The 19,052-nt window shown below is 67.7% G+C and carries 19 protein-coding genes and 2 pseudogenes; 10 read left to right on the top strand and 11 right to left on the bottom strand.

Annotated elements, in window-relative coordinates; all coding sequences use genetic code 11:
- Nucleotides 1–43 precede the first annotated feature (43 nt).
- On the bottom strand, nucleotides 44–2,821 hold the full coding sequence (locus E3T48_RS06115; RefSeq protein WP_134522935.1) for a winged helix-turn-helix domain-containing protein: 2,778 nt from the start codon (nucleotides 2,819–2,821) through the stop codon (nucleotides 44–46).
- Between the two features lie 105 nt (nucleotides 2,822–2,926).
- Between E3T48_RS06115 and E3T48_RS06110 the strand changes: the two genes are divergently transcribed.
- Nucleotides 2,927–3,235, top strand: coding sequence for a hypothetical protein (locus tag E3T48_RS06110; RefSeq protein WP_134522934.1), 309 nt, complete (start codon nucleotides 2,927–2,929; stop codon nucleotides 3,233–3,235).
- Between the two features lie 114 nt (nucleotides 3,236–3,349).
- On the opposite strand, the gene E3T48_RS06105 is transcribed toward E3T48_RS06110, so the two are convergent.
- Nucleotides 3,350–4,456, bottom strand: coding sequence for a serine/threonine-protein kinase (locus tag E3T48_RS06105; protein ID WP_166789654.1), 1,107 nt, complete (start codon nucleotides 4,454–4,456; stop codon nucleotides 3,350–3,352).
- A 261-nt stretch (nucleotides 4,457–4,717) separates the two neighbouring features.
- On the opposite strand from E3T48_RS06105, the gene E3T48_RS06100 reads away from it, so the two are divergent.
- Nucleotides 4,718–6,088 carry an NAD-dependent succinate-semialdehyde dehydrogenase gene (locus E3T48_RS06100; protein WP_134522932.1) on the top strand — a complete coding sequence of 457 codons (1,371 nt, stop codon included), beginning with the start codon at nucleotides 4,718–4,720 and terminating at the stop codon, nucleotides 6,086–6,088.
- Nucleotides 6,089–6,180: 92 nt separating this feature from the next.
- Nucleotides 6,181–6,990, top strand: coding sequence for a DUF1206 domain-containing protein (locus E3T48_RS06095; RefSeq protein ID WP_241986680.1), 810 nt, complete (start codon nucleotides 6,181–6,183; stop codon nucleotides 6,988–6,990).
- Here E3T48_RS06095 and E3T48_RS17195 read toward each other — a convergent pair.
- Nucleotides 6,908–8,392: a phosphatase PAP2 family protein gene (locus E3T48_RS17195; RefSeq protein WP_241986679.1), complete on the bottom strand. Its 1,485-nt coding sequence runs from the start codon at nucleotides 8,390–8,392 to the stop codon at nucleotides 6,908–6,910. The two genes, E3T48_RS06095 and E3T48_RS17195, sit on opposite strands and share 83 nt — an antisense overlap.
- A gap of 851 nt (nucleotides 8,393–9,243) precedes the next feature.
- Between E3T48_RS17195 and E3T48_RS06080 the strand changes: the two genes are divergently transcribed.
- Together E3T48_RS06080 and E3T48_RS06075 are read left to right on the top strand one after the other, a co-directional pair.
- A complete protein-coding gene (locus E3T48_RS06080) occupies nucleotides 9,244–9,639 on the top strand; it encodes a hypothetical protein (RefSeq protein WP_134522931.1) in 396 nt (131 codons plus the stop codon).
- 129 nt (nucleotides 9,640–9,768) lie between these two features.
- Nucleotides 9,769–10,134, top strand: a complete 366-nt coding sequence (locus tag E3T48_RS06075; RefSeq protein ID WP_134522930.1) for a rhodanese-like domain-containing protein — start codon at nucleotides 9,769–9,771, stop codon at nucleotides 10,132–10,134.
- Between the two features lie 101 nt (nucleotides 10,135–10,235).
- On the opposite strand, the gene E3T48_RS17390 is transcribed toward E3T48_RS06075, so the two are convergent.
- Both E3T48_RS17390 and trxA read right to left on the bottom strand, forming a co-directional pair.
- On the bottom strand, nucleotides 10,236–10,358 hold the full coding sequence (locus tag E3T48_RS17390; protein WP_255455814.1) for a hypothetical protein: 123 nt from the start codon (nucleotides 10,356–10,358) through the stop codon (nucleotides 10,236–10,238).
- Between the two features lie 118 nt (nucleotides 10,359–10,476).
- On the bottom strand, nucleotides 10,477–10,845 hold the full coding sequence (trxA, locus tag E3T48_RS06070; protein ID WP_134522929.1) for a thioredoxin: 369 nt from the start codon (nucleotides 10,843–10,845) through the stop codon (nucleotides 10,477–10,479).
- 169 nt (nucleotides 10,846–11,014) lie between these two features.
- Here trxA and E3T48_RS06065 point away from each other — a divergent pair.
- From E3T48_RS06065 to E3T48_RS06055, 3 genes and pseudogenes are all read left to right on the top strand, one after another.
- Nucleotides 11,015–12,377: pseudogene (locus tag E3T48_RS06065) on the top strand (MBL fold metallo-hydrolase).
- An 82-nt stretch (nucleotides 12,378–12,459) separates the two neighbouring features.
- Nucleotides 12,460–12,765, top strand: a complete 306-nt coding sequence (locus E3T48_RS06060) for a rhodanese-like domain-containing protein (protein WP_198417630.1) — start codon at nucleotides 12,460–12,462, stop codon at nucleotides 12,763–12,765.
- Nucleotides 12,762–13,526, top strand: coding sequence for a sulfite exporter TauE/SafE family protein (locus E3T48_RS06055; RefSeq protein WP_134522927.1), 765 nt, complete (start codon nucleotides 12,762–12,764; stop codon nucleotides 13,524–13,526). Before E3T48_RS06060 ends, E3T48_RS06055 begins: the two co-directional genes overlap by 4 nt.
- Nucleotides 13,527–13,547: 21 nt before the next feature.
- On the opposite strand, the gene E3T48_RS06050 is transcribed toward E3T48_RS06055, so the two are convergent.
- Nucleotides 13,548–13,913 (bottom strand): metal-sensitive transcriptional regulator, encoded by a 366-nt coding sequence (locus tag E3T48_RS06050; RefSeq protein WP_134522926.1) that lies wholly within the window; start codon nucleotides 13,911–13,913, stop codon nucleotides 13,548–13,550.
- 149 nt (nucleotides 13,914–14,062) lie between these two features.
- Between E3T48_RS06050 and E3T48_RS06045 the strand changes: the two genes are divergently transcribed.
- Nucleotides 14,063–14,620, top strand: a complete 558-nt coding sequence (locus tag E3T48_RS06045; RefSeq protein ID WP_134522925.1) for a hypothetical protein — start codon at nucleotides 14,063–14,065, stop codon at nucleotides 14,618–14,620.
- 701 nt (nucleotides 14,621–15,321) lie between these two features.
- Here E3T48_RS06045 and E3T48_RS06040 read toward each other — a convergent pair.
- From E3T48_RS06040 to E3T48_RS06030, 3 genes and pseudogenes are all read right to left on the bottom strand, one after another.
- Nucleotides 15,322–15,676, bottom strand: a pseudogene (locus E3T48_RS06040) (arsenate reductase ArsC).
- A 197-nt stretch (nucleotides 15,677–15,873) separates the two neighbouring features.
- Nucleotides 15,874–16,200, bottom strand: coding sequence for a thioredoxin family protein (locus E3T48_RS06035; RefSeq protein ID WP_134522924.1), 327 nt, complete (start codon nucleotides 16,198–16,200; stop codon nucleotides 15,874–15,876).
- Nucleotides 16,201–16,236: 36 nt separating this feature from the next.
- A complete protein-coding gene (locus tag E3T48_RS06030) occupies nucleotides 16,237–16,911 on the bottom strand; it encodes a TetR/AcrR family transcriptional regulator C-terminal domain-containing protein (RefSeq protein ID WP_134522923.1) in 675 nt (224 codons plus the stop codon).
- Between the two features lie 88 nt (nucleotides 16,912–16,999).
- On the opposite strand from E3T48_RS06030, the gene E3T48_RS06025 reads away from it, so the two are divergent.
- The gene (locus E3T48_RS06025) at nucleotides 17,000–17,713 is read left to right on the top strand and encodes a DUF4386 domain-containing protein (RefSeq protein ID WP_134522922.1); all 714 of its coding nucleotides are present in this window, start codon (nucleotides 17,000–17,002) and stop codon (nucleotides 17,711–17,713) included.
- 21 nt (nucleotides 17,714–17,734) lie between these two features.
- Here the strand turns inward: E3T48_RS06025 and E3T48_RS06020 are convergent, their stop codons facing one another.
- Nucleotides 17,735–18,568 (bottom strand): shikimate 5-dehydrogenase, encoded by an 834-nt coding sequence (locus tag E3T48_RS06020; RefSeq protein WP_134522921.1) that lies wholly within the window; start codon nucleotides 18,566–18,568, stop codon nucleotides 17,735–17,737.
- Nucleotides 18,569–18,652: 84 nt separating this feature from the next.
- Nucleotides 18,653–19,052 (bottom strand): DbpA RNA binding domain-containing protein (locus tag E3T48_RS06015; RefSeq protein WP_174844136.1); only part of this gene is annotated, 400 nt, incomplete at its 5' end.

The following is a 19,052-nucleotide window of genomic DNA, read 5'->3' as shown; positions in this document are numbered from 1 at the left end:
GTCGCGGATGATCCAGCGGCGCCAGCCCTGTCCGTCGATGATGTCACTCTTGCCTGTCAGAGTCCTTGTCGCGGGATCGGCGCTGGAGCAAGCCCAGCTCGTCAGCGCGGCGCACGGCAGCCGGTCGGCTGTTCACGGAGAGCTTGCCGAAGATGTGCCTGGTGTGGGTGCGAACGGTGTTCAAGGACAGGTAGAGTTCGCGGGCGATCTCGGGCCCGCTGAGCTCGGTTGCCAACAGCCTGAGCACGTGCAGTTCGCGTTCGCTCAGCGCCTCCGCAGCGGGCTGGGGTGTGGCGGTGCCGCCGTTGCCCGGTCGGAATGCGCGGCGCAGCCGGGAAACCTGGTTCGGCAGGATTCCCCGTTGTGCGGCCTCACGCAGAAGCCCTGCCAGGGGAGCGCCCTCATCAGCGAAGAGGCGCAGGTAGCCTTCCGGTTCGGCCTGGCCGAGCACGCGTTCCAGGGGCAGGAGCGCCAGGGGCAGCTGTCCGTACGCCTGATGGGCGAGCGCCTGCAACACCAGGACCTCGTTCACGCTTCCCGTGCGGCGCCCTGCCTCTGCCGATTGAAGGAGCCGGTCCAGCAGTCCCAGGGCCTCGCGAATCGCGCCGCGCTTCGGATCGGCCCGATGCTCGGCGATCAGCAGCCTCGCCAGGGTGATCTGAGCGAACTCGTGCAGGTAGGTGACGTCTTCGGCGGCGGAAAGCCCCTGCCCGTTCGCCCACTCCCGCGCCTCGGCCAACCGGCCCTGTGAGATCCACACGCGTGCCCTCATCGCCGCGATCGGGCGCACCTCGGGGAAGAAGCCTCGCGCGTACAGAAGTTCCGCCTCGGTGAGCAGGTCGAGTGCCGCGTCGGGTTCTCCCTCGGCCTCCCTGACCCGCGCCATCGCGACGAACCAGCGATACCGGTTCTCGGGCAACGACGCGCGCTCGCCCAGCGTCCGGGCTGCCAGCAGGTGCTCCGTGGCGGCATCCAGTTCGTTGCGCTCGCGGTGCAGCTCGCTGAGGCCCACGTGCAGGTCGCCCATCGGCTGCGGCGCCGGATCGCCCTGCGCGCTCGCGAGCTGAAGGGCGTCTTCGTAGGCCCGTCGCGCGTCCCGCAGACGACCCAGCGGGATCAGCATGTCGGCCAGCACAACCGTGGTGCCGAGCACGTCAGCGGCGTTGCCGGCCAGGCGCAGGCTGTCCCTGACCTCGGCGAAGGCCCGCAGGCCCGCCTCGAGGTCGCCGTTCGCCCAGGAGGCGAGCCCGAGGAATCCGGCCGCCGCGGCGCGGCCGAAGTGATCGCCCGGCTCGGTGAGGTCGAGCGCGCGTTGTGCGTGTTCCGCGGTGCCGACCATATCGCCCAGCGCCTGGGCGAGCGAGGCCCGATAGACGGCGATCATCACCGGCAGCATCCGTAGCTCTTCTCCGACCGCGACAGGGTCGGTCACGGATGCGTCGGGCACGCTGCTCGCGTCGGCCGCCGCGCGCAGGCCTTCCTCGGCGTTCCTCAACCGGAGCTCGACGGCATCCAGGTCGCCGGAAATGAGCATCGACCAGGCGAGGTAGACGCTGAGCACGGGCCGGCGAGCCACAACCTCGGCGGGCAGCTGCGTGAGCCACTCGAGCAGGGTCGCGTCCTGTCTGCCCTTGCGCAGGGCGGGCACAGCGCCCTCGATGAGGTCCGCGGCCCGGTCGAAGTCCGAGGCGGCGAGCGCATGCCTGACCGCGTCCTCCGGTGGGCCGTTCCGCTCGTGCCACTCGCTGGCGCGGCGATGGAGGTCCGGTAGGCGATCGCGCCACTCGGCGGGGAACCGGGCCCGGAGAACGTCGGCGAAAAGGTGGTGGTAGCGATACCAGCGGCGGTCGTCGTCCAGAGGAGTGATGAACAGGTTGTCCCGCTCCAGGGCCGCGAGCATCTCGGTGCCGCTCGCCTGCCCGGTGACGGCGTCGCAGAGGGGGCCGCTGAGCCGGTCGAGCACGGCGGTCTGGAAGAGGAAGCCGCGCACGTCATCCGGCTGGCGCTGCAGAACCTCTTCGACCAGATAGTCGATCACGAAGCGGTGGCTGCCGGTGAACGCCCGGATGAACCCGGCGATGTCCGATCTGTCGCGCATGGACAGCGCGGCCAGCTGCAGGCCGGCGATCCAGCCCTCCGTGCGGGTGTCGAGGGCGGCGATGTCGTCGGCCGAGAGCCGGAGGCCCATCACCTGGTTGAGGAACGCGGCGGATTCCTCTGGCGTGAAACGCAGATCGGCCGCACGCAACTCGGTCAGTTCGGCCCTGGCCCGCAGCCGAGCGAGGGGGAGCGGGGGATCGGAGCGGCCGGCTATCGCCAGGTGCAGGTTCATGGGAAGGTGGCCGAGCAGGAAGGTGACCGCGGCCTGGACGGGAGCGCCGCCGATCAGATGGAAGTCATCCAGCACGAGGACGGTTTGGTGCGGCGCCTGCGCGACCTCGTTGAGGAGGGCCGTCAACGTCTGCTCGACCGACGACGGCTGACCGGCCGGTGCCGCGGCCGAGCCGACGGTTACCGAACCGGCCCCGGGCACCGCACTCTGCAGGGCGGCGACCAGGTAGGTCAGGAAGCGGGTCGGGTCGCTGTCGCCGTCGTCCAGCGACAGCCAGGCCACCCGGGCGGTGGCGTCACGTCGCTGGCTGTCAACGATCCACTCGCCGAGAAGCGTTGTCTTGCCGAAGCCGGCCGGGGCCGAGATGAGGGTCAGCTTCCGGCCCGGTCGGAGGCCCTCTCGCAGACGCTCGATCAGGCGCGGGCGAAAAACGACCTGAGGTCGCAGCGCGGGAACGAAGAGTTTCGTGGCCAGGACGGGCGTCGGCATGACCTCATCCTAGGGAGGGCGCCGAGGAAGTCGTGCAGAACGGGTCGCGGCGGCTATCGCACAACCGAATGCCCCGCTATCGTGAAGCAACTGAAGGAGGCGGTTGTGCCCATACGACCACACGACCTGGCCGATCTGTACCTCGCTCCCGTCGCCCTCGAGGTCGACCGTCGCCTCGAGGAGATGGCCGACCTTTCGGCCGACGACGTGCGCTACCGGGTGATCCTGAGCACGGACCGCGAACCGGGCACCGCCGAGGAACGGGAGGAGTCGCTGCTGGAGGCGCTCACTCGCGGCATCGACCTGCACGGCTGGCAGGTGTCTCGGCATCCGAGGGGCCTCTCGCTCTCGCACGACGCCTATGGACTGGTGCTCGGCATTCCGGCCAATCTGGTCTCCTACCTGGACGGCTGAACCGCCGGGCCGGGCCTCTTCATCGCGGGCATGGTGATCTTCGAGATCCCCACCGGAATCGGGGCCGCTGACGGCAACCCGAATCGTCGTGCCATCGCCGAGGGTCCGGATCGCCTAACTCGTGGGCGAGTCCGTGGGCGCACTCGGATCCGGATCGGGACCGGCGCGCCGGTTCTCCAGCCGCAGTTCGAGCTCGCTCATGACCAGGGCGGCAAGGTCCTGCAGCGGCGCCACCTCCTCGTCGGTAGAGAAAGCGAGCGCGGCCATCGCCGTGATCCGGTCCAAAGCGCCGTCCGGCGGGACGTCGACGAGCTCGGCCTCCGGTGCCCTGCTCTCCTCCTCGGGAATCGGGGCATCGGCTTCCCTGTGCCGTCCGGTCTCAGCGACAATCGTCTGATGAAGCGCGAGAACGAGGTCGTTGATCAGCGGGCGGTCCGCCGGCTGCCGTGCCGTCATGGCAGAGAGCAACGACTTCCACCGGGGGTCGAGATCCTCGGGGATCGCCGGATCGTGCGTGAGCCTGGCCAGGGCGGCCGGAATCGCCGAGCCGGGAAAGGCGGTCTCCCCGGTGAAGCACTCGAGTAGAACGAGACCGAGAGAGTAGACATCGCTGGATGACCCGAGCGTTTCCCCTCGCGCCTGCTCCGGGCTCAGGTAAGCGGCAGTGCCCGTCGTGACGTTCTCGTCGGCTGTGCGCTCGTGACCTCGAACCAGGGCAACCCCGAAATCGGTGAGTTTGGCTCGCTCCCTCGTGCCGTCGTCGCTGTAATCGGCGAGAAGGATGTTGGCCGGCTTGATGTCCCGGTGCACGACACCGCGGTGGTGAAGGTACTCAATCCCTTCGGCCAGGTCGTAGCCGATCTGGGCGATCTGCCTGGTCGACAGGGCACCCTGCTCGAGGCGCGCCTTCAAGTCCGAGCCCTCGACGAGATCCATCACAAAGAAGATGCGCGGCCGGCCGGGATCGGTTCGATCCACGCCGGCGTCGAACAGGGTGACCAGGCTGTGGTGGCTGAGCGCAGCCAGCAGATTGACTTCGTTCTCCTGCACCTGGACGTCGACCTCGTCGGTGGCGTTCGCGTCGAAGATCTTGACCGCGACGTCCCTCCCCAGGGATTCATCCCGGGCTCGATAGACCGTTCCCAAGCCCCCGCGCCCGATGGCGGAGAGCAAGTGGTACCGTCCGCGAACCGGGGCGGCGGCGCTGTCGTCGACGCTCACGCGGTGACCGTCAGATTCATGGGTGGACAACCTGGAAGTGTCACGATGTGTGCCCCTGATCTGGCGATGAAAACGATGGCGGAGCTGCCGGGGTCCGGGGCAACTTGGTCATGATACCTTACCAGCGCGCATCATCGCATCCCGATCCGGCGCGACCGCGGAGCCCGCTACGGCAGACTGTAACCACACGCGAGTGGTCCTGCGCTGGCAGGGATGGTTCCAATTTCGATTGGCGTTAACGACGACACCTATGGAGAGATCATGAACAAGTACGCAGTCACAAATCCGGCCACCGGAGTCAGCGAATCGAGCTTTCCGCTTGCAACCGACGATGAGGTGAGGGCCGCCATCGGGGCGGCCGACCGTGCCCACAGTGAGTTCTCTCGCGGCACCTCGGTGGCCGAGCGCGCGGCCCTCATGCAGCGCGTGGCCGACCTGCACACCGAGCGGCGCGAGCACCTGGCCGAACTCATCGTGCGGGAAATGGGCAAGCCCATCGCACAGGCCCTCGGCGAGGTGGACTTCTCCGCCGACATCTACTCCTACTACGCGAGCCACGGCGAGGCGTTCCTCGCTGACGAACAGATTGAGCTGTTCGGCGGCGAAGGCTCGGCCTTCATTCGCAATGCGTCCCTGGGCGTGCTGCTGGGCATCATGCCGTGGAACTTCCCGTACTACCAGGTCGCCCGCTTCGCCGGCCCCAACCTGGTGCTCGGCAACACGATCCTGCTCAAGCACGCCTCGCAGTGTCCCGAATCCGCCGCCGCGATCGAGCAGATCTTCGCGGATGCCGGCTTCCCCGAAGGCGCGTATCAGAACCTCTACGCGTCCAACGCCCAGATCGCCGACATCATCGCCGATCCGCGCGTGCATGGCGTCTCCCTGACCGGTTCGGAGGGTGCCGGAGCGGCCGTCGCCGAGGTCGCGGGCCGCAACCTCAAGAAGGTGGTACTCGAACTGGGCGGATCCGACCCGTTCATCGTGCTCAGCACCGACGACCTCGAGGAGGCCGTCGACGCGGCCGTCGCCGCGCGCCTGGACAACTCAGGCCAATCCTGCAACGCCGCCAAGCGATTCATCGTGATCGACGGCCTGTTCGAAGCCTTTGTGGAGACCTTCACGGCGAAGATCACCGGCAACATCCCCGCGGACCCCACGTCGACGGACACCACGCTCGGCCCGCTCTCCTCCCTCGGCGCCGCCGAGGGCCTGGAGGAACAGCTCCAGCGCGCCGAGGCCCAGGGGGCAACCGTTCACGCCCGGGGCAGCCGCAAGGGCGCCTTCTTCTCGCCGACGGTTCTCACCGGTGTGTCCCCGAAGAGCGACGCCTACCGGGAAGAGTTCTTCGGCCCGGTCGCCGCGATCTACCGCGTGCAGAACGAGGCCGAGGCGGTGGAGGTGGCCAACGACATCCCCTATGGGCTCGGGTCCTACCTGTTCACGACGGATCCGGAGCAGGCCCTGCGCGTGGCCGACCTGATCGACGCCGGGATGGTCTTCATCAACGGTTCGCTCCTGGACAGCCCGGAGCTTCCCTTCGGCGGTGTGAAGAGGTCCGGATTCGGCCGGGAGCTGGGACGCTTCGGAATCGCGGAGTTCGCCAACAAAAAGCTCATTCGCATCCTCAAGTAGCGGGTGGCACCGGCAGACCGCCGATTCGGTCTGCCGGTCCAATCGGCCCCGGTTCCTTCCACCTGAGTGGCCGACGCACCTAAGCTGAGCCCGTGAACAGTGATCCAGCCGCCAAAATCGCCCGCGCAGCCAAAGGGAGTGGGGCGTTGCAGGCGTTGGCCCGGCTGGGCTTCGCCGTCAATGGCCTCCTGCACATTCTCATCGCCGGCCTCGCCATCGCCGTGGCAGTCGGCGGCGGGGGAAGCGCCGACCAGTCCGGTGCGCTCGGGCAGCTCGCGGAAAGCCCCGGCGGTGTGTTCGTGCTCTGGACCGTGGTGGTCGGGCTGTTCGCCCTCGGCCTGTGGCTGCTCCTGGGAGCCTTCCTGATGCCGGGCTCCGATCCGAAGCGAAAGTGGTCTCACCGGGTCGTCGAAATCAGCAAGGCCGCCGTCTACATTCTTCTCGCGGTGACCGCGGTGACCTTCGCCACCGGAGGAACCGCGGACTCGGCCACCAGCGCCCGTGATGCCAGCGCCGCACTGATGCGGGCTCCGGGCGGGGTAGCCCTGCTCCTCGTGGGAGGCCTCATCGTGCTGGGCATCGGTTTCTACTTCGTGAGGAAGGGCGCCCTCAAGAAGTTCACCGCCGATCTCGACCTGCCCAGCGGAACGGTCGGCCGTGCGATCGTCGCGCTGGGAATCGCCGGCTATGTGGCCAAGGGCATCGCGCTGGCCGTCGTGGCGGTGCTCATTGTCGTCGCGGCGCTCACCCTGGACCCGAGCAAGTCCACCGGGCTGGACGGGGCGCTGAAAAGCCTTGTCGCCCTGCCGTTCGGGAGCGTCATTCTGAGCGTGATCGGAGTGGGTCTGGTCGCATACGGGGTATATTGTTTCGCTCGGGCGTGGCGGGCCCGACTCCACTGACGGCCCTGTCGGCGACCCGGCCGGCGCGCCAGGTGTCGAAGGCGATCACGCAGCCCAGAAGCAGCAGGGACAGCGAGACGGATGCCAGCGCATCCGTCGCCCAGTGATAGCCGAGGTACACGCGGCTGACGGCCGCCGCGACGATGCACACGATGGCGAAGCCGAACCCCGCGATGGCACCGCGCACGCTCCGGCGACGCGAGAAGACGAGATAGGCCGTGAACAACACGAAGTCGGACGCGCCGAGTACGTGGCCGGACGGGAAGGAGAACGACGGGTCAGGGCCGAAGAGCATGAGCTCGGTCGGCGGCCGGTGCCGGTCGACCGAGCGCCCGATGATCTGCCCCAGGACGACACCGGTCAGCATGGACGTTGCGAGCAGGAGCGGCCGCCAGGCGTGCCGGGCCAGGAAGCCCCAGGTGACAGTCACGATGAGGAGAATGATCGGCAGCGCGATCGGCCCGAAGACGATGGCCAGCCCGATCATGACCGCGGTCAGGGCGGACGACCGGCCCTCCGCCAGCCAGGCCTGAACGGGCGCGTCAATGACGGTGAGACCATTCTTGTTCAACACCGACAGAAGGATGACCGTGAAGAACACAACGCCGAGGCCGGCCAGGGTGATCGCGGTCAGGGAGAACCGGCGTCGGGCGGCGGGTTCAAGCAACCGGGACTCCATGATGAACTTCTCGTGCAGTCTTCGCAGTGCGGGGACCAGACGGGACTTCCGGCGTCGGGCGAGTTCATGCTCACCGTCGAGTCGTGCCGCGAAAGGCGCCCACACGACCACCGCAACACCGATTCCGAGCAGCAGAGCGCCGATGGTGTCGGTGAGCCAGTGCGCACCCAGATAGGTGCGACTCATCATCATGACGACCGTGTACACGGCCCCGGCCAGCCACACCCAGGGGCGGGGGAAGAGAAGTGCCAGCACCACCGCCATGGTCGCCGCGTTCGCCACATGCCCCGATGGGAATGAACCGAAATCGAGGTTCGTCAGGATATTCTCGGGGCGGGTCCGCCCGAAGAGGTTCTTGAGCAGCTGCACCAATCCGCCGGTCACTACCGTGGCTGCGAGGAAGTACCCGGCGGCCCACGGGCGCTTCGCCAGCAGCAGGGCGAGGGCGATCGCGACCGGCAGCACAAGGATGGCGATCAGCCCCCCGCCGAGGGAATCCATCACGAGGGCAAGGGAGTCCCAGACGGGAGCCCGGTTCTCGACCAGCTCACTCATCCACTCGGTGTCGATGGAGAGCGGCATCCCCTGGTCGCGCACCACGATGAGCGCTCCCAGGGCGACGGTGAGGCCCAGGGCCACGAGGCCGCTGACCAACGGCCACAACCGCGAGATTCGTTTGGCACGGGGCCGTGCCGCGACCTCAGGGGTCTTCTGAATGTCCATCTGGCAATGCTAGATCGTCGCGAGCCATCCTCGGCTCTTCAACGACCGGGACTCGGCTGGACACAATTCAGAGTGAATGCTCTATATTGAGCCGTCGACGCTGGCGTCTTCGCGAGCGGCACCGGGCCTGATTTCACCGCTGGGCTCAGGCGACGTCGACGAGGCGGGATGCCGTGGGCCTGGTTCGCTCGGCGGTGTTGGTGGCGAACCCCCACAACGCTCCGCCCTGGCGGTTCCGGGTGGGCCGGTCCGGCTGAGAAGCTGGCCTTCGGGGACCTCGCCATTCGGGCCACCGCGGCGAACATCGCCGACCCTCGGCAGGTCGAAGACGACGCAGCCTGGTACCGAACCGACTGGCACGACATCCAAGAGCGCAAGGACGGCATCACCATCGACCCCTCCCGGCAATCGCCCCAGATCCGCGCCCTGGTCAAGGTGCTGCCCCCACCTGGCCGACCCTCAGCTGCCGGAGCGTCGGAAGGGCTGATCGATGGGGCTACCGACTGCCGACAGTCGCGTCGACACTGCTCGACCAGGCGGCCGAGTTGTGCGAGCCAGGATGAACACCGTGACGGCCGAGGCGACCTCCAGGTGGATCTTAGATTCAGAGGCGCCCCTTGTTTTTCGCATTTTATACCCTAGGGGGTATACTGAAGTCTATGTTCGCCCAAATGAAGGAGTGACTCATGTGCAGTGCAGTCCGTTGCAGCCGATGCGGCAAGATCACCTGGGCCGGATGTGGCGAGCACGTCGCCAGCGTCATGGCCGATGTCCCGCCCGAGCAGCGTTGCACCTGCAACTAGTCTCCTGCGGAGGCCGCGCGTCCCGGCTGCCGAAACCGAGCTGACGAGGTGGTCGGCGGCCGTCAGGCGCTCACCGCGAGCATCTCGGCTCGCGAGAACGAGGCGCTCAAGCGACTGGGCACCGTCACCGGCGGCCAGTCGCTGTGCTCGTTGTCCCGGGGATCCGGACCGGTTCCGGCGGTGAAGTACTACGAGGGCGAGGTCGCGGTCCTGGCCGAAGCGCGCCGGGCCATCCGTCGTCTCCCGCTCGGTCCTGAGGATGACGCGGCCGCCCGTGAGGTGCTGCGCGACCTGCGCGATCGCTGGACGGCCCAAGTCGACAACCCCGGGCGCGACGGTGTCAGGTGGGCCGGCTACCTGGCCGGCGGCGTGGACGCCGTGGAGCGACTGATCGCTTGGTACGCATTGGCGCTCCGCGGGCAGCGGCGCCGCATGGATTCGTAGCCGGGTGTCGTCCATGCCGTTCTCCGTCGGGTCAAGTCGGTGCGTGCGCGGCCGCGAACCTGATGTCATACGTCAGGGGGTATTTCGGACTTCTGGCCCTTTATACCCTAGGGGGTATAGTATGGCACCATGAAAACAGTGATCACAACCCTTGGCCTTGTCCTCACCGTCCTGTTCGGCCTGACCGCGTGTTCGTCCGCTGCGCCGGCGTCATTGGCCGCCGATACCGTCGTGATCGACGTACGCACCCCGGGGGAGTACGCGGCCGGTCACCTTGAAGGCGCGATCAACATCGACGTGCAGTCACCCGACTTCGACGGCCAGATCGGGGCACTGCCGAAGTCTGGCGCGTACGTGGTGTATTGCCGCTCTGGCAACCGTTCGGCTGCGGCCGCCGCGCGGATGGCCGGACTGGGCTATTCCCAGGTGACGGATGCCGGTGCCATGTCCGCAGCCACCGGCTCGACCGGCCTCGCCATCGTGACGACTCCCTAACACGGTCGGCTCTTCGCGGACACGGGTGAGGGGCGCCCACGGCTGGGCGCGCCCCTCACCGGTGGTGCTGCGAGGCGGGAGACGCCGACGGACCGAGCGCTTCATTCGGGGTGGGCGACGTCTCCGATGGCGACCGGCAGGGTCGGGTAGACCATGGCGGTTCCGGCCCCGAGCAACACGGCGGCGGCCGGCCAGGTGAGCGAGGCGCCGGCGTTGGCGGCCACGAGGAGCAGGAACCGGGCGAGGTTCTGCTTCAGGCCCAGCGCAACTTGCCTGGGCGAGCCGGCACGGCGTTTCGCAGTAGTTACCGGGGATGCACCGTGCTGCCTGACGGCCGACCGGTCAGGCGGAGGCTTGCTGGGCGGCGATGCCGGCGTGCACGGCCGCCATGTCCAGGTTCTGGACTCCGGCGATGACCTCGTCCAGGGAGGAGGCGTTGAGCGCTCCGGGCTGGGAGAACACGAGGACCTTGTCCCGGAACGCCATCAGGGTGGGAATGGAACGGATGCCGGCCGCAGCGGCCAGACCCTGTTCGGCCTCGGTGTCGACCTTGGCGAAGACGATCTCCGGGTGCTTCTCCGACGCCGCGGTGAAGGTCGGCGCAAACATGCGGCAGGGTCCGCACCAGCCGGCCCAGAAATCCACGAGCACGATGCTGGAGTCGGTGATGGTCGCGTCGAACGTCTTTTCGGTGATGTCAATGGTAGCCATGCATGCAGAATATACCCCCTAGGGTATTTGTGCAAATACTTGGGTGGCTGTCGCGTGCGGGCCGGCCCCCGGGTCGGCTCGATCGCATCCGGTTTGCTTCCTAATACCCTAGGGGGTATCTTGACAACGGTAGGACCGATCCGCATTGAGACCTGGAGGACTTCGAACCATGGATGTCATCGTTATCGAAACCCCGCAACTGGGAGACCGCAGCTACCTGGTGCATGACGGCGCCGTTGCGCTGGTCATCGACCCGCAACGCGACACCGACCGGGTGGACGCCGCCGCCCGCGAAGCCGGGGTCGCGATCACCCACGTGGCAGAGACCCACCTGCACAATGACTATGTGACCGGCGGTTACGAGCTCGCCAGGGCGCACGGTGCGAAGTACCTGGTCAACGGCCGCCGACCCCGTGAAATTCGACCGGGAGCCGGTCACGGACGGCCAGGTGATCCAGGTCGGCACCCTCAGCGTCGCCGTCGTCGCCACCCCGGGGCACACGCACACCCACGTCTCCTACATCGTCAGCGATGGCACCACCGAGGCCGTGTTCTCCGGCGGAAGCCTGCTGTTCGGATCGGTCGGCCGCACCGACCTCGTCGCCGAGACGGACACGGTCGGGCTCACTCACGACCAGTACGCGTCCGTGCGCAAGCTTGTGCACGAGGCCGAGCACGACGCCGCGCTCTTCCCGACGCACGGTTTCGGCTCGTTCTGCTCCAGCGGCCCCGCCACCGGGGCGGGCTCGTCCACCATCGGCGAGCAGCTCACGGCGAACCACGCCCTGACCGACGCCGATGAGGGGCACTTCGTCGCCGACCTGATCGCCAACCTCACCGCCTACCCCTCGTACTACGCGCACATGGCGCCGGCCAACATCCAGGGTCCCGGTCCGGCGAACCTTCAGGTGCCCGAATCGCTGGATGCCGCCGAACTGACCCGGCGGCTGGCCGACGGTGAGTGGGTCGTCGACCTGCGCAACCGGGTCGCGTTCTCCAGCAACCACCTGCAAGGCGCCGTGAGTTTCGAATACGGCAACGGTTCCAACTTCACCACCTACCTCGGCTGGGTGCTGCCCTGGAACGAGCAGCTGACCCTGGTCGGCGCGCACGCCGACGTTGAAGACGCGATCCGTGACCTGTCCCGGATCGGCATCGATTCGCCGGATGCCTCCATCGGCACCGAGCCGCACGCACTGGCCCCGGATGCCCCGATCGCCTCCTACCCGCGCGTGGGCTGGGCGGAACTGATGCGCGATCGTGCCGCAGACGACGTGCTCCTGGACACGCGACGCACCGACGAGTTCGCCGAGTCCCACCTGCTCAGCGCGGTGAACGTGCCCCTGCACGAGCTCCTCTTCCGGATGGACGACATCCCGGCGGGCACGATCTGGGTCCACTGCGGGTCCGGCTACCGCGCCGGGGTTGCCGCCAGTCTCCTGCAGCGCGCGGGCCGGGACGTCGTGCACGTCGACGCGTCCTTCGGCGATGCCGAAGCGGCCGGGGTGCCGATGGCAGAGCAGCGATCCTGATCGGCGTCGTTGCGCTGGCCTGGCTCTCCCGGGTCTTGTGGTGGAGATACCGCACCTACCCCTCATCGGAAAGGCATTCATGATGGAACTCACCCCCCAACAGGTATTCACCCGGCTCGGCGAAGCGCAGATCGTCGACGTTCGCGAGACCGAGGAGCTGATCGACGGGACGATTCCGGGCGCTCGCCACATCCCGCTGGGCATGATTCCGGAGAGCTACGCGGCCCTGGATACGCGCCCCGTCGTTGTCGTGTGCCGGAGCGGGCGTCGAAGCGCCGCCGCCGCGGAGCACCTGGTCGAGGCCGGGTTCGACGCGCACACGATGACGGGAGGCATGGTTGAGTGGGCGGCCGAGGGCCTTCCCCTGGTTCTGCCCCAGCTTCCGTGATCGTCACGGCCCTCATCCTGGGTCTGATCGTCGGGGCGTTGCTGGGCCTGGTCGGCGGGGGCGGGTCGATTCTCGCTGTCCCCGCCCTCGTCTACGGCGTGGGCTTGCCGCTGTCCGAGGCCATCCCGACCTCCCTGATCGTGGTCGGGGCCGCCTCCGCCGTTGCGGTGCTCCCGCGGCTGCGCCGCGGCGTGAACTGGCGTCTGGCCGTGATCGTCGGCGCGGCCGGTGTCGCCACCGCCTATCTGGGCACGATGGTCAATCGGATGCTCGACCAGCGGGTGCTGCTCGGGGCCTTCGCCGTGATCATGATCATCGCCGGCGTGCGGATGTTCCTTCCGACCAAGTCGACGGGTGGTCCCTGCGCCCTTCCGGGTGGAGGCGTCAACTGGCGTAGCTGCCTGCCCAGGGCTCTTGCCACCGGTGCGGTGGTCGGTTTTCTCACCGGACTGCTGGGTGTCGGTGGGGGATTCCTCATCGTGCCGGCGCTCACGCTGGTCCTCGGCCTGCCGATGGGCGTGACGGTGGGCACCTCGTTGGTCATCATCGTCATCAATTCCGTCGCCGGATTCGCCGCGCACCTCGGCGACGTCCAGCTCGACTGGGCGGTCACGGTCGCGTTCTCAGCGGCTGCCATGGGCGCGTCCCTGGTGGCGGGCCGCCTTGGCCGGGGTCTGTCCGACACGGCCCTCAAGCGGGGCTTCGCCCTCCTGGTGCTGGCCGTCGCGGCCTATGTGGTCGCACAGGCGCTGATCGGCTGACTGGGCACCGCCCACGTCAGCCTAGGACAGGGCCAGGAACAACTTCTCGAGCTCCTCGACCCGGAGGGGCTTCTTTATTCCGTCCCTGCCGGTGCCGGTCTCGGTGTCGGTGAGGCATTCCTTCATCGCGGTGGAGATGATCGTGAAGCCCGCGCGGTCGATCGCGCTGGACACCGCCGCGAGCTGCGTGACGACGGCCCGGCAGTCCGCTCCGGATTCGACGGCGGCGATGACCGCGGCCAACTGTCCCTGCGCGCGTTTGAGCCGGTTGACGGTCTTGCGCAGGTCGTCGGGCTTCGTCGATGCGGGTGCAGCGGCAGCCGGTTCGTCGCGGGGGGATGCCGAGGGAGCTGCGAAGTGCGGCGCAGAGTCTGGTGACGATCCCATTCGGGTGCTCCTGTGCTGATCTGAGGTTTCGACGGGAGAAGGCCCGGTCAAGGTTGACCCTCAATAGAATACCCCGTACGGTATAAAAATACCCCTTAGGGTATGAATTTTCTTTGGGTTTTCAGTTCCTACCTGTGATGAGGCCAGCGATGCAGAGCGAACGAACGGCCGCCGTCGACTCAGCGCGGTCACCCGCGTCACGACTGGCAGGCTCCTTCCTGATCGCGGGCGGGTCCCTCCGGCGTTGGTCGGCCCGCCGCTGGTGGATCGCCCTGGCCACCGCGGTCGGCACCTACCTGGTGATCGCGATTCCGACCGACCTGATCGACACGCCGTTCTTCTCCCGCGAGGTTGCCCCGACGGCCTGGTCCTGGCCGGTGCTCGCCGTGAGCGCGATCCTCGCCGGACTCGTCTCCGCCACCTACGTCGCCTACCCGCAGGCGGCGGCGCCCAGTCGCTCGGAGGGCCGCCTCGGCCTGGCCGGCTGGATGATCACCTTCTTCGCGGTCGGCTGCCCCGTCTGCAACAAGATCGTGCTCCTGGCCCTCGGGGCAAGCGGGGCGATGCAGTTCCTCGAGCCGGTGCAGCCGTACCTCGCCGGCGCATCCATCGTGCTGCTCGGCTGGGCATTGCACGCGCGCCTCACCCGAGAGAGTTCCTGCGGCCTCGCCGCGGCCGAGCCGATCACGGAGTCAGTCGGCGCATGAACATTCCCGGCACGGTGAGAGAACTGCGAGCCTGGCCCGCCAAGCGACGGATGATCGCAGGCGGCGTCTCCGTCGCCGTGACCGTTGCGGTGGTGGTCGCCTCGGGCACCGTGGGGTTCGTCGGCGGATCGGTCACGTTTCCCGGTTCGTGGTGGGGCTACCTTGTTGTCGCCGCGGGGTCGGGCCTGGTCGGCCTGGTCGTCGCGGGCTATTTCGATGCCCCGATCGGCGCGGCCGCAACTGTGTGCGATCTGCGCTGGCCCGTGCTCGGTGGGATCTTGCTCTATCTCTCGACGGATGTGCGCACTGCTGTGCCCCTCCTGGACGGTCCCGTTCGCCCGGTCGTCGCGGTAGTCGCGATCGCTTTGCTCTCCTGGGCGTTGCTCGAGCGACTGGCGAGCGAAAGCCGAGTCGTGGCCGGCCGGGACCGTTCCGTGACGGCTGGTGAAGACGGCGAAGTGTGCTCGACCTGTCGACCGCTCTTCCCGCGACCCGGTCCGGTATCGATCTCACACGCACCTCATCGAGGGACAGGCCGTACGGGTCCCTCAGCGCCCAGTCCTGGTACGTCTTGCCGGGGGTAGATCGGCACCCGTGAACTTCACGGTCAGGTCTCGGGCGAGACGCCTCAGGTGCTCCTCGGGATACGTCAGGCCCGGCAGCGACCGGCGGGCGCTGGTGTCGCTCATGGTGCGCGAGCCCTAGACCGTGACGGGGAGGATCTCGGCGAGGAGGGCCTCGATGCGGGCTTTGATCTCGTCGCGGATCGGGCGCACGGACNAAGATCGGGCAGGTGTCGCCGCAGCCCATGGTGATCACGACATCCGACTCCTGGACGGCCTCGGTGGTGAGGATCTTCGGCACGTTGCCCGCGATGTCGATGCCCTCCTCGGCCATGGCCTCGATCGCGACCGGGTTGATCTGGTCCTTCGGGGCTGAGCCGGCGGAGAGCACCTCGACCCGCCCCTGGGAGAGGGCGGTCATGTAGCCGGCGGCCATCTGCGAGCGGCCCGCGTTGTGCACGCACACGAAGAGAACGGTGGGCTTGGCGGTCATGGTGAGTCCTTCAGTCGGGATATATCAAAGCATAGACGTTCACCTATGGAGTGCGTGTCAGTCGCAGGAAAGTGCAGCGTGAGTCTAATCGGGCGGCACCGAGAGCGGATTCCGCATCGACACCCTGGCCGATGAGTTCCTGGAACTTCTGCGACGTCAAGGGCAGTGGATCCGGTTCGGATCGGGGGAGCGGGCGGTCAACCTCGGGGAGGTGTTCCGAATCGTTCGCGGATCACGTCGACGAGGTCGCCGGCCGAGGGCGCGCCCGCGGGTCCCGTATGGCTTCGGTAGACCCGGCAGGCCAGATCGGTGAGTCGCCCGCCTGGCGGGAACGCATCGACCCCGTCCAGCAGGATCGTCGGCGATCCGGCAAACGGAACCGCGGCGGCATCCGCGCTCGAGGTCAGCAGACGAAACTCGATCACCACATCGGAGTGCCCGGTCTCGTTCAACGCGTCCCGGAGCGCGACCCCGGCGGCGGCCGAGTTCGGGCAATCGGCGATGTAGAGGATCTCTGCTTTCATAACTTCATTCTGCCTCTTCCGTCGAGTGGTGGGTGCTTATGCGCCTGTGAGGCGACGCTCGAGGGCGTCCAGGATCAGGTCGAGGCCGAACTCGAACTCGTCGGCGTAGGCATAGCCAGGTTGGAGAACGTGCTGCACAGTGAGCTCCGCGAGGTAGGGATACTCGTCGCCGGGCAGGTTCGCCAGGAAGACCTGTGCCATCGCGGCGGACTCCTCCTCGGTCGTGAACGGCAGGGAGTTCTCCTGCATTGCGAAGCCGTAGACGTAGCTGTCAACGGCCGAGAACGCGTGAGCCGCCAACGCGACGGAAAATCCGCCGTTCCGGAGTGTGCCGATCACGCGGTCGTGGTGCTTCAGCGTGGCCGGGCCGGGCCGGGTTCCGGAGTCCTTCAGCCCGGTGGCCCAGGGGTGGACCGACAGTGCGGCTCGGAAGGAAACGGACCGTTTTCGCAGTGCTGTCTTCCAGTCGTCGCTGTGCGAAGGCAGTTCGATCTCGCCGAAAACGGAATCGATCATCCCGTACAGGAGGTCTTCCTTGTTCGCGACATGGTTGTACAGCGACATCGCTTCCACACCGAGTTCTTCGCCGAGCCTGCGCATCGTGAGCGACTCGATCCCGGTCGCGTCCGCCACGGCGATGGCGGAACGCAGTATCCGGTCACGGGTGAGCCGCACCCTCGGTGGGGCGCCCGTCTTGCCTGATGACCCCATGCGTGATCTCCCGTCTTCACCCATTGACAAGCTTACAGCGTAGAGATACTTTACTTACATCATAAGCTTACGAAGTAAGGAGATCCCTATGAACACAGTCCGACAGACCGAGAGCGAGACCCTCGGGGCGCCGATATCCGCGATGCTGAACTTCACGGCCTGGCCGCCGCGCACGGCTGCCCTGGTCGCGGGGATCGCACTGGCCCTGATGGCCGTGCTGGCCGGCTACGGCAACTTCGGCGCCATCGTGCCCCTCGTCACCCCGGGAAACGCGGTGAAGACAGCCCAGGACATCTCCGAATCGGGGCCGCTGTTCCTGTCCGGCATTGCGAGCCTGTTCGTCGTGACGATCCTCGACCTCATCGTCGCCGGTTCGCTGTTCGCACTGTTCCGCCAGGTGAATCCGGTCGTCTCAGCCGTGGCCGCGTGGGCGCGGGTGGTCTTTGCGGCCGTATTCATGGGGGCCATCGGCCGGCTCGTGAACGCGTACACGCTCCTGGACCACCCTGTCGAGGCCCTCCGCTCGATCGAAGCGTTCACCACCATCTGGGTGACCGGCCTCGGCCTCTTCGGCGTCCATTTGCTCGTGGTCGGCTACCTGGCCTACCGTTCCGGGTTCATGGCGCGAATCTTCGGCATCCTGCTCTCGGTCGCCGGATTCGGTTACCTGGCGGACGCGGTGGGAACGGTGTTCGTTGCCGGATTCACCGCCGTCTTCGGCCAGTTCCTGTTCGTGGGCGAGGTGGCGCTGATCTTCTGGCTGTTGATCAGGGGCCGTCGCCTCCCGTCGCGTAAGGAATAGGCTTCGGGGGAAGCCTCCGTCTTACGCGCGAGCGAATGCCGACGCGGCCAGCACCTGCTCGGTCGTGGGGCGCACGCCGGTGTACCGCTCGAACTGTTCGGCCGCCTGCAGCGCGATCACCTCGGCCCCGGTGATCACGGTCTTGCCTGCCGCCCGTGCAGCCAGGATCAGAGGCGTCTCGGCAGGCAGGGCGACCACGTCGAAGACGGTGTCTGAGGCAGCCACCGTCTCGGCCGCGAAGGCCGAGTCGGGAGCCTGAGCGCCGCCAGCCATGCCGATCGGCGTCACATTCACGAGCAGCGGCGCCGTCGCGGTGCCCGGCTCGGCCAGCCAGCGGTAGCCGAGGTCGTCGGCCAGGGCCCGGCCGCTCTGCTCGTTGCGCGCCACGATGGTGCCGTCAGCGAAACCGGAATCGCGCAGCGCCGAAGCGACCGCCTTGGCCATGCCGCCGCTGCCGCGCAGCAGGAACGGGGTGGCCGGGTCGAGCGCGTTGCTCCGCAGCAACTCGGCGGCGGCAATGTAGTCCGTGTTGTAGGCCCTCAGGAAACCGTCGTCGTTGACAATCGTGTTCACCGACTGGATGGCCGTGGCCGAGGCGTCGAGCTCGTCGACGAGGGCGATCACGTCCTCTTTGAACGGCATCGACACCGAGCATCCGCGGATGCCGAGCGCCCGCACACCGCCAATGGCGCCGGCCAGGTCGGTGGTGGTGAACGCCTTGTAGATGAAATCCAGCCCGAACTGCTCATACAGGTAGTTGTGGAAGCGCGTGCCGAAGTTGCTCGGCCGCGCGGCCAGGGAGATGCAGAGCCGGGTGTCTTTGTTGAGTGCCGGTCGAGTCGCTGTGGTGGTCATCGCCCCCAGTGTAGGCCGCCACCCGGTCCGGCCGGTTGAGCAGAGGGGCGCTCCACCCGCAGGTGAAGCGCCCCTCGAGTGGATCTAGTCGCGGCGCGGCTTGCGCGGTGGCCGGTCGCCGCGGTCCTCGCGTCGCACCGGACCGCCGTTGTCGGCGTGGATCTCGATCAGCTTGCCGCTGATCCGGGTGTTCGCCAGTCGGCCGAGAAGGTCGCCGGGCAGGTCGGCGGGCAGCTCGACGAGCGAGTACTCGGGGTTGATCTGAATGTGACCGAAGTCTTCCCGGCTGAGTCCACCCTCGTTCGCGAGTGCGCCGACGATCTGCCGTGGCTCCACCTTGTGGCGCTTGCCGACCTCGATCCGGTAGGACGCCATCGCCCGGTTGTTGTCGCGCGGGCGCCGCTCCGGGCGCTCGGCCCGGGCGCCGCGGTCTCCGCGGTCGCCACGATCGTCGCGACCGCCGCGAGCCTGGTCGGCGCGGGCT

Origin of the sequence: Cryobacterium fucosi, from assembly GCF_004403515.1 — a bacterium.
GTDB classification, from domain to species: domain Bacteria; phylum Actinomycetota; class Actinomycetes; order Actinomycetales; family Microbacteriaceae; genus Cryobacterium; species Cryobacterium fucosi.
Note: the sequence above shows the minus strand (reverse complement) of the source record. Positions and strands in the feature narration are given on the sequence as shown.